This window comes from Ectopseudomonas alcaliphila (genome assembly GCF_900101755.1).
Lineage (GTDB): Bacteria > Pseudomonadota > Gammaproteobacteria > Pseudomonadales > Pseudomonadaceae > Aquipseudomonas > Aquipseudomonas alcaliphila.
In genome coordinates, this window is record NZ_FNAE01000006.1 from 253,769 (window position 1) to 266,965 (window position 13,197).

The 13,197-nt window shown below is 58.8% G+C and carries 12 protein-coding genes and 2 pseudogenes; 9 read left to right on the plus strand and 5 right to left on the minus strand.

Going from position 1 to position 13,197, the window contains the following annotated elements; translation table 11 throughout:
- Position 1: 1 nt before the first annotated feature.
- The 3 genes and pseudogenes from BLR77_RS18965 to hemA form a co-directional block, all read right to left on the minus strand.
- Positions 2–1,072, minus strand: coding sequence for a Gfo/Idh/MocA family oxidoreductase (locus BLR77_RS18965; RefSeq protein WP_074680706.1), 1,071 nt, complete (start codon positions 1,070–1,072; stop codon positions 2–4).
- Positions 1,069–1,572, minus strand: coding sequence for a GNAT family N-acetyltransferase (locus BLR77_RS18970; protein ID WP_083366092.1), 504 nt, complete (start codon positions 1,570–1,572; stop codon positions 1,069–1,071). The genes BLR77_RS18965 and BLR77_RS18970 overlap by 4 nt, the downstream gene beginning before the upstream one ends.
- A 38-nt stretch (positions 1,573–1,610) precedes the next feature.
- Positions 1,611–2,508 (minus strand): annotated as a pseudogene (hemA, locus tag BLR77_RS25905) (5-aminolevulinate synthase); the annotation flags it as partial.
- A 156-nt stretch (positions 2,509–2,664) separates the two neighbouring features.
- Here hemA and BLR77_RS18980 point away from each other — a divergent pair.
- Complete coding sequence (locus BLR77_RS18980) at positions 2,665–3,519, plus strand: helix-turn-helix transcriptional regulator (RefSeq protein ID WP_074680710.1); 855 nt, start codon at positions 2,665–2,667, stop codon at positions 3,517–3,519.
- 17 nt (positions 3,520–3,536) lie between these two features.
- On the opposite strand, the pseudogene BLR77_RS18985 reads toward BLR77_RS18980, so the two are convergent.
- Positions 3,537–3,686 (minus strand): annotated as a pseudogene (locus BLR77_RS18985) (DUF3363 domain-containing protein); the annotation flags it as partial.
- 496 nt (positions 3,687–4,182) lie between these two features.
- Here BLR77_RS18985 and BLR77_RS18990 point away from each other — a divergent pair.
- From BLR77_RS18990 to BLR77_RS19010, 5 genes are all read left to right on the plus strand, one after another.
- Complete coding sequence (locus BLR77_RS18990; RefSeq protein ID WP_074680712.1) at positions 4,183–5,223, plus strand: aliphatic amidase; 1,041 nt, start codon at positions 4,183–4,185, stop codon at positions 5,221–5,223.
- Between the two features lie 96 nt (positions 5,224–5,319).
- A complete protein-coding gene (locus BLR77_RS18995) occupies positions 5,320–6,438 on the plus strand; it encodes an AAA family ATPase (protein WP_074680714.1) in 1,119 nt (372 codons plus the stop codon).
- Between the two features lie 29 nt (positions 6,439–6,467).
- Positions 6,468–7,625 (plus strand): aliphatic amidase expression-regulating protein AmiC, encoded by a 1,158-nt coding sequence (gene amiC / locus BLR77_RS19000; RefSeq protein ID WP_074680716.1) that lies wholly within the window; start codon positions 6,468–6,470, stop codon positions 7,623–7,625.
- On the plus strand, positions 7,622–8,212 hold the full coding sequence (locus BLR77_RS19005) for an ANTAR domain-containing response regulator (RefSeq protein ID WP_074680718.1): 591 nt from the start codon (positions 7,622–7,624) through the stop codon (positions 8,210–8,212). Before amiC ends, BLR77_RS19005 begins: the two co-directional genes overlap by 4 nt.
- 34 nt (positions 8,213–8,246) lie before the next feature.
- Positions 8,247–8,765 (plus strand): AmiS/UreI family transporter, encoded by a 519-nt coding sequence (locus tag BLR77_RS19010; protein WP_074680755.1) that lies wholly within the window; start codon positions 8,247–8,249, stop codon positions 8,763–8,765.
- Between the two features lie 292 nt (positions 8,766–9,057).
- Here BLR77_RS19010 and BLR77_RS19015 read toward each other — a convergent pair whose 3' ends face one another.
- Entirely contained in the window at positions 9,058–10,008 is a 951-nt protein-coding gene (locus tag BLR77_RS19015) for a GlxA family transcriptional regulator (RefSeq protein ID WP_074680720.1), read from the minus strand.
- 172 nt (positions 10,009–10,180) lie between these two features.
- Between BLR77_RS19015 and BLR77_RS19020 the strand changes: the two genes are divergently transcribed.
- The 3 genes from BLR77_RS19020 (at position 10,181) to BLR77_RS19030 (ending at position 13,174) form a co-directional block, all read left to right on the plus strand.
- The gene (locus BLR77_RS19020; RefSeq protein ID WP_074680722.1) at positions 10,181–10,774 is read left to right on the plus strand and encodes a TetR/AcrR family transcriptional regulator; all 594 of its coding nucleotides are present in this window, start codon (positions 10,181–10,183) and stop codon (positions 10,772–10,774) included.
- 59 nt (positions 10,775–10,833) lie between these two features.
- The gene (locus tag BLR77_RS19025) at positions 10,834–11,511 is read left to right on the plus strand and encodes a type 1 glutamine amidotransferase domain-containing protein (protein WP_074680757.1); all 678 of its coding nucleotides are present in this window, start codon (positions 10,834–10,836) and stop codon (positions 11,509–11,511) included.
- A 208-nt stretch (positions 11,512–11,719) separates the two neighbouring features.
- The gene (locus tag BLR77_RS19030; RefSeq protein WP_074680724.1) at positions 11,720–13,174 is read left to right on the plus strand and encodes an aldehyde dehydrogenase family protein; all 1,455 of its coding nucleotides are present in this window, start codon (positions 11,720–11,722) and stop codon (positions 13,172–13,174) included.
- The last annotated feature ends 23 nt before the right edge of the window (positions 13,175–13,197 follow it).

The following is a 13,197-nucleotide window of genomic DNA, read 5'->3' on the forward strand; positions in this document are numbered from 1 at the left end:
GTTACCCGAGGCTTTCCAGGTCGCTGTCCTCGGCCAGCAGCACGCGCGTCTCGCCATGGACGTAGCGCGCCGGTGCTGGGGTTTGGGCATGGGTGTCGAGCTCGTTGAGCAGGCGCTGCAGCGCCACGGCGGTATCAAGGCCAGCGAAGGGCTGGCGTGGCGGCTCCTTGAGTGCCACGGCGCGCACCACCTGCCGGCACAGCCGCGAGAGCTTGTGCAGGGTGTCCAGGCCTGGCTCGTCGGGGGCGGTGGCGAACTCGTGCAGCAGCTCCTCGGAGCCGTTGGCACCGCGTGTCCAGATGCGCAACTGGTCGTGATCCCAGCGCGGCGTATCGAACACCAGGCGCGCATGGATCAGCCGGGCATCGCGATCGACGAAGCTGAAGTCCACGGTGCGCTGGCGCACGATGTTGACGAAGCTGGCGTAACCGGTGACCGGCGCCTCGCCCAGGCTGGCGGTGAGTTGCACGGTGTCGAGCACCTCTGCGCCGGAGATCGAGAAGTCCGAGCGCACGCCGAGCACACCTTCGAGCTGGAGCTGGCCGGCGCGCGGGCAGATCCAGCCGACCAGATCCAGGGCATGGATCACCTCGCTGGTCACGCCGCAGGTCGGGCGGTAGTCGTTGATACGGTCCTTGCCCCAGTGGAAGCTGGCACGTATCAGTTGCCAGTCATGACGCTCGACCCAGTCGCGCAACTGCTGGGTTGCGTCCGAGTAACGCTCCACCAGATCCAGGGCAAAGCCGCCGACCTGATCCAGCGCACCTAGCAGCTCGTCCAGCTCGTCACCTGGCGTGACCAGCGGCTTCTCGCAAAGCACGAAGCCCCGGTAGCCGGCCAGTTGCTTGAGTACGGGGGCATGGCTGTGGTCGTTGACGCTGACCACCACAATGTCCGGCTCAAATACCTGCAGCGCCCGGTCGACGCTGTCGAAGTAGGGCAGTTCGGTCTCCTTCTGCCGGCGCCCGACATAGGCCAGCGACAGCGGCAGACCGGTACTCGTGGCGATATGTTCGAAGGCGCGGCGGTAGCGGTTGCCGGCGTAACCCAGGCCGATGATCAGGATCTTCATGCTGAGGCCTCCTGACGAATCAGCAGGCGCTCGTCGCTGACGGCGAAGCCCAGGGCCTGGTACAGCGTGCCGGCCGCCGCGGTGCTCTGCAGCACCACGCAGCCGACACCTCGGTTGGCGAACCAGCGCAGTAGGTGCTGCATCAGTTGCTTGGCAATTCCACGGCCCCGCCACTGCGGCTCGACCACCACCGATTGCACCCAGCCGGACAGGCCGTTGAGGCACCCCGGCGCCGGCGCGCGCTGGTCGATGATGGCGGTCGCACAGCCCAGCAACTGGCCGGACTCCTTGTGCTCGGCGGCGAAGATCTGCACGCAGTCGCTGTTGTTCAGGCGGCTGCTCAGCCAGGTGCGGTAGGCCGACCGCCAGCGCGCAGCGTCCTCCGGCGTCTTACTCGAATAGCTGGCGTTGGTGCCGTCCAGCAGATACGCACGCAGTTCCACCAAACTGGCCAGGTCGGCCTGGGTCGCCGGGCGCACGGTGAGGAAGGACTGCTCCATCTCATGCCACCTTCGCAGCAAACACCTCGGATGCCAACGCGCTCGAAGCGGCTGGCCTTGAGATGCTCGACACTGGCCAGGCAGCCTGCAGTGATCGCCGGCGGCAGCGAGGTGGTGAAGATGAGACCGGTGGCGAAGGAGCGCACGGCATCGGCGATTACCTGGGTCGAGGCGATATAGCCGCCGATTACGCCGATGGCCTTGGCCATGGTGCCCTGGATGATGTCCACCTGATCGGCTACGCCCAGTTCGGCCGCGATACCGGCGCCGCGTGGGCCCGTACATGCCCACGGCGTGCACTTCGTCGAGGTAGGTGAGGGCGTTATAGCGCTTGGCGACCGCGACGATTTCGGCGATAGGGGCGATGTCGCCGCCCATCGAGTAGATCGACTCGAACACCACGATCTTCGGCTGACCCTGCGGGTAGCTGGCGAGGATCTGCTCCAGATGCTCGACATCGTTGTGGCGGAAGATCTCGCGCTCGTTGGGTGTGGAGCGAATGCCGTTGACGATGGAGGCGTGGTTCAGTTCGTCACTGATTACTACGCAATCGGGGATACGCCGCAGCAGACACTGGAGCGTGGCATCGTTGGAGCCAAAGCCGGTGGGGAAGACCAGCGCCGCCTCCTTGTCGTGCCCGTCAGCCAGGCTTGCTTCCAGACTGGCATACACCTCGTGTGAGCCGCCAATATTGCGCGATCCGCCGGAGCCCGCTCCGTAGGTCTCCAACGCGTCGTGCATCTGTTCGCGCACTGCAGGATGTTGCGACATCCCGAGGTAGTCATTGCTGCACCAGACCACCACCGGTTCTTGCTCACAGCCGTCCAGTTTGGCCAGCGGGTACTGGCCGCAGATGCGGCTCAGAGTAGTGAAGATGCGGTACTGGTTGGAGGACTTCAATGTCTCCAGTTGTTCCCGAAGAAGGGCTTGGTACATCCGTTTATCTCCTTAGCAAATGGGTGACACATCTCTGCTGACTTCCTCGTCTAGCAAGAGCCCTGGCCCGGGCATTCGTGGCCAGGTCGGGCTATTCTTCTCGGGATTTATAGGGGTTACAATTTGACTGTTTATCCTAGTACTAGAGGTAACTGGATGAGCGCGCCTCGCACAGCTGAACGCACTCGGGTAGAGCTGGCCGAATTCCTGCGTAGTCGCCGCGAACGCATTTCGCCGGAGGAGGTGGGCCTGCCCGCCGGTAATCGGCGGCGTACGCCCGGGCTACGCCGCGAGGAGGTGGCCACGTTGGCCGGGGTCGGTTTGTCTTGGTACACCTGGCTTGAGCAGGGGCGGGACATCAGCGTGTCCGCGACCTTTCTCGACAACCTCTCACGAGCGCTCAAGCTGGACGCCACCGAGCGCCGCCACCTGTTCCTGTTGGCTCACCAGCGTTTGCCGCCAGAGCCTGGGAAAACCTGGTGCATCGTTCCGTCGTTGATTCACCGGCTGATGGGCGACCTGCCCATCAGCCCGGCCTACGTGCTCAACCTGCGCTGGGACGTGCTGGCCTGGAACGGTGCAGCGGATCGGGTGTTCGGCTTCTCCGCGCTGCCGGCGGATCGCCGCAACCTGTTGTGGATGCTGTTCACCAGCCCGGCCATGCGCGAGCTGTTCAACCCTTGGGATGAGCAGGCGCTGCAGATACTCTCCAGCTTCCGCCGCGACTTCGTGCGGGCGACCCAGGATCCGGATATCGCCGCGCTGGTGAAGGACCTGGAGAAGGCCTCGCCGGACTTCAGGGAATGGTGGCGGCAGCAAGACATCCACGGCTCGTGCCAGGGGATCCGCCACCTGAAGATCGAATCGGTCGGCCAGGTGGTGTTCGAACACACCACGCTGACCATCGACGAGGATCGCCACCTGCGGCTGGTCTACTACGCAGCCAAGGAAGGCATGCAGCAGAGCCGCGAGTTCGAGCAGTGGCTGCAGCAGGTGCCGGCGCTGGTATAAGCCCCGGCGCCTGTTGCTCAACCAATCGACGGCCCACGCTGGCGACCCAGTTGCCATGACGCGCTGTTGCCGTGAATCACTGCCGATACGCTCTGCCCGAGCTTCTGCTCGATCACCGGCTTCCGCGGTGCCAAGCTGAAGCCGATTCCATTGTCGAGCAGGGCGTACTATTGTTCTTGATTTTGAGGGGGCAAGAACCCCTATTTTTAAACAGGGAAAGATTTGGTGGCAGACTAGCGCGTCACCACCCGTTAACCGGTTCGAACCGGCTAAAACGTATCTGCTACCTGAGGTTCCAAACCGACACGTGGCGGAGGTCCTGTGCTGTCTTGACCTGCTCCCAGATGTTCCGAGGCGGATTGTCGTTTTGCATAATCCGGTGGAGAGGGCGTCGAAAGTTGATCCTTGGAAAGTCGGCTGAGTGGCCCGTGGTAGAAGCGTTTATTCCCTCATTCCAGCGGCGCATTAGGACCTTTTTCTCACGCAGGGCTTGACAGCTTTTTTGGTGAGCGCTTATAAATTTGCACATCAGGTTCAGCGCATCAGCGTCGATGTCGCTAAACCACTCTACATAAATTAGCCAAAGAGCAAATGGGCTCTCCTGGGACTTCCCCGGGAGGGCCTTTTTTCGTCCGCAAAAAACAAAAACAAGAGGTGTTAATTATGCGTCACGGTGATATTTCCAGCAGTAATGACACAGTCGGTGTGGCCGTCGTCAACTACAAAATGCCGCGTTTTCACACTAGGGAAGAAGTTCTGGCTAATGCCCAGAAGATCGCCGACATGGTTGTTGGGATGAAGCAAGGACTTCCTGGAATGGACCTTGTGATTTTCCCAGAATACAGTTTACAGGGCATCATGTATGACAATGCGGAAATGATGGAGACCGCTGTCAGTATTCCAGGGGACGAAACCGAAATACTCTCCAGGGCGTGCCGCAAGGCCAATACTTGGGGTGTCTTTTCGCTGACCGGCGAGCGCCATGAGGAGCATCCGCGCAAGGCACCGTACAACACCCTAGTGCTGATCAACAACAAGGGTGAAATCGTCCAGAAGTACCGCAAAATCATCCCGTGGTGCCCCATTGAGGGATGGTATCCCGGTGGCCAGACATACGTAAGCGAAGGGCCGAAAGGCCTGAAGATCAGCATGATCATCTGCGACGACGGGAACTACCCAGAAATCTGGCGTGACTGCGCGATGAAGGGCGCTGAGCTGATCGTTCGTTGTCAGGGTTACATGTACCCGGCCAAGGATCAGCAAGTGCTTATGGCCAAAGCGATGGCCTGGGCGAACAACAGCTACGTCGCGGTGGCCAACGCAGCTGGCTTCGACGGCGTGTACTCCTACTTCGGCCACTCCGCGATCATCGGTTTCGACGGCCGCACCTTGGGTGAGTGTGGCGAGGAGGAGATGGGGATTCAGTATGCCCAGCTGTCCGTCTCGCAGATTCGTGACGCACGGGCGAACGACCAGTCCCAGAACCATCTGTTCAAGATCCTGCATCGCGGCTACACCGGTATGAGTAACTCGGGTGAGGGCGACAAGGGGCTGGCTGAGTGCCCATTCGAGTTCTACAAGACCTGGGTCAATGACGCCGAGAAAGCGCGTGAAAACGTTGAGCGGATCACTCGCTCGACTGCGGGCGTTGCTCAATGCCCTGTGGGGCGGCTCCCCTATGAAGGGATGGAGAAGGAAGCCTAATCGGCTATAGCAGGCGGGGCGGCGAGCCGTTCTGGCATTACCCCAGAGCGGCTCGCTGCCACACGAATTCTCCATCACGAAAAAGGGGGCGTCCTTATGCCTTTTCTCAACGACATGCTGGAGCAATCTCGCCGGCAAAAAGCCCAGGAAACGGCCTTGGCTAGCGAGAACCTCGCCGTAGAAGATGTGGTCCAGGCACATCTGTCCAATCACACGGTGTTGCAAAGCCGGTATCGCTTCGACATTCCCACCATCATGTCCTGCCTGCGAGGCGAGATTCTCGGGCAAGACCAGGCTCTGCGCGCAGTTGAAAACATGCTCAAAGTGGTCCGGGCAGACATCACCGATCCCCGGCGACCACTGTTTACCGCCTTGTTTCTTGGTCCCACCGGTGTCGGCAAGACGGAGATTGTGCGTGCACTGGCCCGAGCGCTTCACGGTGATGCTGATGCATTTTGCCGGGTGGACATGAACACCTTGTCCCAAGAGCACTACGCCGCAGCACTAACCGGTGCTCCACCGGGTTACGTTGGAGCCAAGGAGGGTACGACCCTGCTGGATCAGGACAAGTTGGAGGGCACCATTGGACGCCCTGGGATCGTGCTGTTCGATGAACTGGAGAAGGCCAGCTCGGAGGTGGTGCAGGCCCTGCTCAATGTCCTGGACAATGGCATGCTCACCGTCGCCTCCGGCGAACGGACTTACAATTTCCGGAACACACTGATCTTCATGACCAGCAACCTTGCGGCTCATGAAATTCAACGCTATGACGAGCGCCGGATGCGATTTCCGGGACGCTTGTTCCCGTCGAGTGCCGCTTCACGTCGGCGCGGTATCGACAAACTCGTACGCGCCAAACTCCTGAAAGCCTTTGCCCCGGAGTTCATCAACCGCATCGACAGCATCATTACATTCAACTGGATCGAGCGGGATATCGTCGAACAGCTTGTCGCCTTAGAGGTGCACCGCCTGAACCGCCGGCTTGCGAAGCATCACTGCTGCTTGGATGTGGCACCTGAAGTTGTGACAACCCTCGCCCATGTTGGTTTCGACCGCCAGTTCGGGGCGCGCGCCTTGCGCCGCAGCGTCCGTCATCATCTTGAGGTCCCGTTGGCTGAGCACTTACTGGAATATCACGCGCCAGGGGTAGGCGGGCCTCCTGCTACCTACTTGGCGCGGTTGGAGCAGGGTAGGATCGGATTTGTTCTGCGCTGAATGCCCTGTGATTTTTGGAGATATGTCAGATGGGATTACATAAAGAGCAACCAGCGATTGGTCTGCTGTTCTCCGAGACTGGTGTAACTGCCGATATAGAGCGTTCCCAGCGATACGGTGCCTTGCTTGCCATTGACCAACTCAACCGAGAAGGTGGGGTCAATGGACGCGAGATCGCGGTTCTGTCCCACGATCCAGGGGGCGATCCAGACCGATATCGGTTGTGCGCCGAGGATTTCATTCGCAACCAGGGCGTACAGCTGCTGGTGGGGTGCTACATGTCCCATACGCGCAAGGCGGTCATGCCGGTCGTGGAGCGGACCGATGCCTTGCTGTGTTATCCCACTCCATACGAAGGGTTTGAATACTCTCCCAACATCATCTACGGCGGTCCTGCGCCAAACCAGAACAGCGCCCCTTTGGCTGCCTACCTGATCAAGCACTACGGTGAACGGGTAGTGTTCGTGGGCTCGGATTACATCTATCCCCGTGAAAGCAATCATGTGATGCGCCATCTGTACCGCCAGCATGGCGGCAAGGTGCTAGAGGAGATTTACATCCCGCTGTACCCCTCCGATGAAGATCTGCTGCACGCCGTGGATCGCATCGTTAAGGCGCAAGCAGATGTGGTGTTTTCCACGGTAGTGGGTACAGGGACGGCCGAGTTGTATCGGGCCATCGCTAGCCGATATGGCGACTCGCAACGCCCTCCGATTGCTAGCCTAACGACCAGCGAAGCGGAAGTGGCGAAGATGGCAACTGACGTGGCTGAAGGGCACGTCGTGGTGGCTCCCTATTTTTCAAGCATCGATACGCCCGCCAGCCGTGCTTTCGTTCAAGCCTGCAATGCATTCTTCCCAGCGGATGTCACGATAACTGCCTGGGCAGAGGCGGCTTACTGTCAGACCCTCATGCTAGGGCGTGCGATGCAGTTCACTGGGAGTTGGCGTGTGGAGGACGTTCAGCGTCACCTCTATAGCGTGAAGTTTGAGGCTCCTCAGGGGCCGGTATGGGTTGAACAGCAAAACAACCATACCCACCTGACGTCTCGGATCGCGGAGATCGATGGCCGTGGGAAATTCGAGGTGAAGTGGCAGTCACCGCAGCCTATCAAGCCGGACCCGTACGTCGTCGTGCATAACCTGGATGATTGGTCTGCCAGCATGCCTGGAGCAGCGCTTCCATGAGCGCGTCCTCGATCCTCGGCACGCTTCGGGAACTCCAAGTGATGGTACTCAATCCACCGGGAGATGTCAGCGATGCACTGGTCCTACAGCTCATAAGGATCGGGTGCTCTGTGCGTCAGTGCTGGCCACCGCCGGAGCAATTTGATGTGCATGTGGATGTCATCTTCACGGGCATCTTCCAGAACCGGCATCATGAAGAAATCAGCGGGCTGATCACGGCGAGCCACTCGCGGACCACTGTTGTTGCATTGGTGGAGTACGAAAGTCCGGCAGTTCTGTCGCAGATCATCGAATTGGAGTGTCACGGTGTGATCATCCAGCCCCTGGATGCCCGCCGAATTCTTCCTGCGCTGGTTTCTGCCCGGCGTGTTAGCGAGGAACTGGCCAAACTGAAGCAGAAGAATGAACAGCTTCAAGAACGTCTGACCAGTCAGGTAGATATCAACAAAGCGAAAGTGCTGTTAATGAAATTACATAACTGGGAGGAAAGTGAAGCCCATTCATTTCTGTCGCACGAAGCAATGAAGAGTCGAGAGCCCATCCTGAAGGTCGCGCAAGGTGTGCTGAAGAAGCATAAGTGCGGCTAAGTAATCACGTCACAATAAAAACAAGAGGTTTATGATTATGCTTGGATTAATACTGCTTTACGTAGGTGCAGTGCTGTTTGTAAATAGTATTTGGCTGATGGGTAAAATCAGCGGAAGAGAAGTGGCGGTAATCAATATATTTGTCGGTACGTTAAGTCTGCTAGTGGCCTTTTATATGATTTTTGGCGGAGCAGCTGATGCTGGTTCAGTAAAAGCCGGCGCGTTCACGTTACTCTTTGCATTCACCTATCTCTGGGTTGCGGCGAATCAGTTCCTTGGCGCAGATGGTAAGGGGCTTGGGTGGTTCTGCTTGTTTGTCAGCGTTACGGCTGGGACTATGGCTGTTCAGTCGCTTGGAGAGCTAGGCGGCGGGTTCGGTCTCTGGAATGCAGTGAACTGGGTCGCCTGGACGGTTTTGTGGTTTAGTTTTTTTCTGCTGCTGGGAATGTCTCGCAACATTCAGCGACAGGTCGCATTCTTTACGCTGCTCTGCGCGGTGTTCACCGGTTGGGTTCCTGGGCTGCTGATTCTGGGGCAAGTGATAGCTCTTTAAGGGATTAGGGAAACGCTTTTATAGCCGTTGGGTAGAGTAGGGCAGTGGCTGCAGCGAGCGCTCAAAAATACTCTAATAAAATCAATATCTTGCTGGATCGACCTCCGGCATGGGGTGCAAGGGGTCGAGTGTTCGAATCACTCCGTCCCGACCAAAAAACCCTAAAAATCCAGTCATCTAGCAGTGACTGGATTTTTTTATGCCTGATGGTTTTCGCCTGCTTCCAATTTTTGCCCCAGCGTTTTTTTGCGTGGTCACTATACCTATCGGTGGTGGGCTTTGATCAGAGAGTTCAGCCATGGCCATTAGCTGTTTCGTACAGCTCATCTCTCATCAGTTGCGGCGGTTTGCCGTAGGCACGGAGAAACGCCTGGCGCATACGTTCGCGGTCACCGAAACCGGTCTCGCGGGCGATCACTTCTACTGGATGACGGCTCGTCTCCATCATCACGCGCGCGGCCTCTATTCGCAGGCTTTCGATTGCTTTCGCCGGCGTTTTCCCGGTTTCCTCGCGAAACACTCGGCTGAACTGGCGAGGGCTTAGTCGCGCGACATCTGCCAGCGCCTCGACCGAGAGATCGCTGCGCAGGTTTTCGCGCGCATAGGCCATGGCCAGTTGCACGCGGTCGGATTTTGGGTCTATCTCCAGTAGCGCCGAAAGCTGTGATTGCTCGGCGCCTCTGCGCTGGGCGATTACCAGTTTGCGGGCCACGCGGCGGGCCAGGTCAGGGCCCAGGTCGTTCTCTACCATTGCAAGGGCCAGATCCACTCCGGCACTCATGCCTGCCCCCGTCCAGATCTGCCCGTCGACCGCGAACAACCGATCATCATCGATTCTGACGGTGGGATGACGTTTCTTGAACTCGGGCACGTGCAACCAGTGAGTCGTGACCCGTTTGCCTTCCAGTAGGCCGGCTTCGGCGAGCACGAAGACGCCTGTGCACAGTGATGCAATACGCCGCGATTGTGAGCTGGCGCTGGATAGACAGGTCAGCAGCTCGGGACTGGGTTCACCCAACTCCAGGTAGCCGCTGACGATGATGGTGTCATAGCCAGCTAAGCCGAGAGGCTCGGTATTGACCGAGAAACCTTGCGACGACATCACGGCTCCACCTGCCTCGGATACCAGCGTGAATCCGTAGACTGGCTCGCCATGCAGGAGGTTGGCGCACTCGAAGACGGAACCGACCGACAGGCTCAGCGCCTGGAATTGCGGGTAAACCACCAACGCCACGGTATGCATCGATCATTTCCTTTCTGCGGTCATTGAGCGATTGTCGGAGGGTAGGAGGGTTCGCGCAACTCGCTTGCCGTGCATGTCCGAAATCCTTGCGGATATGACATTGCTGCTGTCGGTGGCGATTCCTAACATGGCCACAACGAACTAGACGACTGGTCTACTGAGGCAAGCAGCCATGACAACCACTGACAGCAACCAGACCCGGCAGCGCATTTTCGACGCCGCCCAATCGATTATCGCCCGCAAAGGTTTCTCTGCTGTTGGGCTGAATGAGGTGCTGAATGCCGCGTGTGTGCCGAAGGGTTCCTTCTACCACTACTTCGCTTCGAAGGACGCGTTCGGCACGGCGCTGCTGGAGCACTACTTCGAGACCTATTTGGCTGACATGGATCGTATTTTTCAGGACCCAGCAACCAGCGCCCATGACGCGCTGATGCGTTACTGGCAACTGTGGATCTCCAATCAGACCAGTCAGATCGAGTGCGGTAAATGCCTGGCCGTGAAGTTGGGCGCTGAAGTTGCCGATCTTTCCGAACCGATGCGATTGGCACTTCAGCGCGGTACCGCGCAGATCGTCGAGCGGCTGGAGGCTGCGATCAGCAGAGGCGTGGAGGAGGGCACGGTAACGATCGTTGCTGCGCCCGCTCAGTTGGCACTGAGGCTCTATGCGATGTGGTTGGGGGCCAGTGTGATGACCAAGATCACCCGTACTCCCCATGCGTTCGAAGAGGCCCTGCTGCAGACACGAAGTCTTCTCGATAACCAGTGAACCCATGACCGGCAAGGGTCGGTCGAAACCAATGCAATGCTCAATATGAGGCAATGATCATGAAAGTTCTGATGGTACTGACATCCCATGACAAGCTGGGTGACACCGGCGAGAAAACCGGCTTCTGGCTCGAAGAGTTCGCCGCCCCTTACTACGTGTTCAAGGACGCCGGTGCAGACATCGTGCTGGCATCGCCAGCAGGTGGCCAGCCGCCTCTGGATCCCAAGAGTGATCTGCCGGACTTCCAGACCGAGGCGACCCACCGTTTCGCTGCCGATCCGGCCGCGCAGCAATCCCTGGCCAGTACGGTGAAACTCAGTGAGGTGAAGGCTGAGGATTTCGATACGGTGTTCTACCCGGGTGGCCATGGCCCTCTGTGGGATCTGGCCGAGTCGGATACATCCATCGCCCTGATCGAAAGCTTCGAGCGCGCCGGCAAGCCAATCGGCTTCGTCTGCCATGCTCCGGGCGTGCTACGCCACGTCAAGGCTGCGGATGGCGAGCCGCTGGTCAAAGGTCGCCGGGTGACTGGTTTCACCAACAGCGAAGAAGCCGCTGTAGAGTTGACCGACGTGGTGCCTTTCCTCATCGAGGACGAATTCCAGGCACTTGGCGCACGTTATGAGAAGGCCGGCGACTGGCAGCCGTTCACTGTCGTCGATGGGCGCTTGGTCACCGGTCAGAACCCCGCCAGTTCCGAGTCTGCTGCCAACGCCTTGCTCAAACTGCTGGCTTGATTCGCGCAATCTGCAGGGTTCAGACGAACCCGTGCAAGCAATGAGCGGGCACATTTTGCGCCCGCTCTGAGCGCCTTCGCGCACGCTACCGCATAACAACACCGCAGCAGCAGTCGCCTTTTGGGTGACGGGATTTCTGCTGCCTGAAGAAAGTTGTCTTGATCATTGAAATCACTAGATTTTCATTTAATTTCAAGGAAATAAGCTAATGTCTACTGTCAAGAAAGAATCCCGCCCTACTAGCGTTTTCGATGGTCCGTACTACCTGTCCATCGCCGGTAAGCTGGTCAGCACCGATGCGCATTTCGATGTGTTCAATCCGGCGACTGGCCAGGTATTCGCCAAGGCTCCGTCGGGTTCGCCTGAGCAGTTGGAGGCGGCGATCACTGCTGCCAAGGGCGCGTTCAAGACCTGGTCGGTCTTGAGTTACGAGCAGCGCCAGAGCTATCTGGATGCCTATGCCGATGCGCTTCAGGAGCACCGCGATGAACTGGCTCGCTTGCTGACTTTGGAACAAGGCAAGCCGCTGACAACCATGGCCGAGCCGGAGGTCGACCAAGCGATCTCGTGGATTCGCCAGATTGCTGCACGACGTATTCCGGTGGAGATCGTCGAGGAGAACGACAACCACATCGTGGAGCTGCATCACACGCCGCTGGGGGTGGTCGGTGCGATCACGCCGTGGAATTTCCCGGTGCTGCTGGCGCTGTGGAAAGTGGCGCCGGCGCTGATCACTGGCAACACCATGGTCATCAAACCGTCGCCATTCACACCCCTCACCACCTTGCGCTTTGGACAGATTGCCCAGTCCGTGTTGCCTGCTGGTGTGCTCTCCGTGGTTTCAGGTGGTAACGAACTGGGCCCGCAAATGACTGCTCACCCGGATATCGCCAAGATCAGCTTCACCGGATCCACCGAGACGGGTAAGCACGTCATCCGTTCGGCTGCAGGCACCGTCAAGCGGCTGACCATGGAAATGGGCGGCAACGACGCGGCAATCGTCATGCCTGATGCCGACTGGCAAGCGATCATTCCGCAGCTGTACTGGGGCGCTATCGGTAACTCGGGGCAGTGGTGTGTGGGCATCAAGCGCCTCTACGTGCACAGCAGTTATCGCGCTGAGTTCGTGGCAGCGTTCGTCGAGTATGCGCAGCAACAGGTCATGGGCGACGGTCTCGACCCAGCTGTAACCGTTGGCCCCGTCCAGAACAAGATGCAGTACGACAAGGTTCGCAGCTTCCTGGATGACATCAAGGCCAATGGCTACAAGGTGGCGCTGGGAGGGGAGATAGACGAGAGCCGTCCTGGCTATTTCATCCCGGTAACCGTGGTCGACAACCCACCAGAGAGCTCGATGATCGTGCAGCAGGAGCAGTTCGGGCCGATCGTGCCGATCATCGCTTATGACGATGTCGACGACGTTGTAGCCCGTGCGAACGACAGTCCATTCGGCCTGGGTGGTTCTGTCTGGGGGCGTGATACCCAGGCAGCGGTGGCCGTGGCCAATCGCCTGGAAACGGGGATGGTCTGGGTCAACGAGATCCACACACAAGGCATCGATATTCCTTTCGGTGGCCACAAGCAGTCGGGCATCGGCACTGAGCACGGCCATGAAGGCCGCCTGCTGTTCACCAACCCGAAAACCGTGTTGATCAAGAAGTAACGCCTGAGCGGCCTCTCGAGCAG

Bases quoted from the DNA above. Each gene is read 5' to 3' on its own strand.
- BLR77_RS18970 (WP_083366092.1), bottom strand. From the start codon at position 1,572: ATGGAGCAGTCCTTCCTCACCGTGCGCCCGGCGACCCAGGCCGACCTG.
- BLR77_RS19015 (WP_074680720.1), bottom strand. From the start codon at position 10,008: ATGCATACCGTGGCGTTGGTGGTTTACCCGCAATTCCAGGCGCTGAGC.
- BLR77_RS18995 (WP_074680714.1), top strand. From the start codon at position 5,320: ATGCCTTTTCTCAACGACATGCTGGAGCAATCTCGCCGGCAAAAAGCC.
- BLR77_RS19020 (WP_074680722.1), top strand. From the start codon at position 10,181: ATGACAACCACTGACAGCAACCAGACCCGGCAGCGCATTTTCGACGCC.
- BLR77_RS18980 (WP_074680710.1), top strand. From the start codon at position 2,665: ATGAGCGCGCCTCGCACAGCTGAACGCACTCGGGTAGAGCTGGCCGAA.
- BLR77_RS18990 (WP_074680712.1), top strand. From the start codon at position 4,183: ATGCGTCACGGTGATATTTCCAGCAGTAATGACACAGTCGGTGTGGCC.
- amiC (WP_074680716.1), top strand. From the start codon at position 6,468: ATGGGATTACATAAAGAGCAACCAGCGATTGGTCTGCTGTTCTCCGAG.
- BLR77_RS19025 (WP_074680757.1), top strand. From the start codon at position 10,834: ATGAAAGTTCTGATGGTACTGACATCCCATGACAAGCTGGGTGACACC.
- BLR77_RS19005 (WP_074680718.1), top strand. From the start codon at position 7,622: ATGAGCGCGTCCTCGATCCTCGGCACGCTTCGGGAACTCCAAGTGATG.
- BLR77_RS18965 (WP_074680706.1), bottom strand. From the start codon at position 1,072: ATGAAGATCCTGATCATCGGCCTGGGTTACGCCGGCAACCGCTACCGC.
- BLR77_RS19030 (WP_074680724.1), top strand. From the start codon at position 11,720: ATGTCTACTGTCAAGAAAGAATCCCGCCCTACTAGCGTTTTCGATGGT.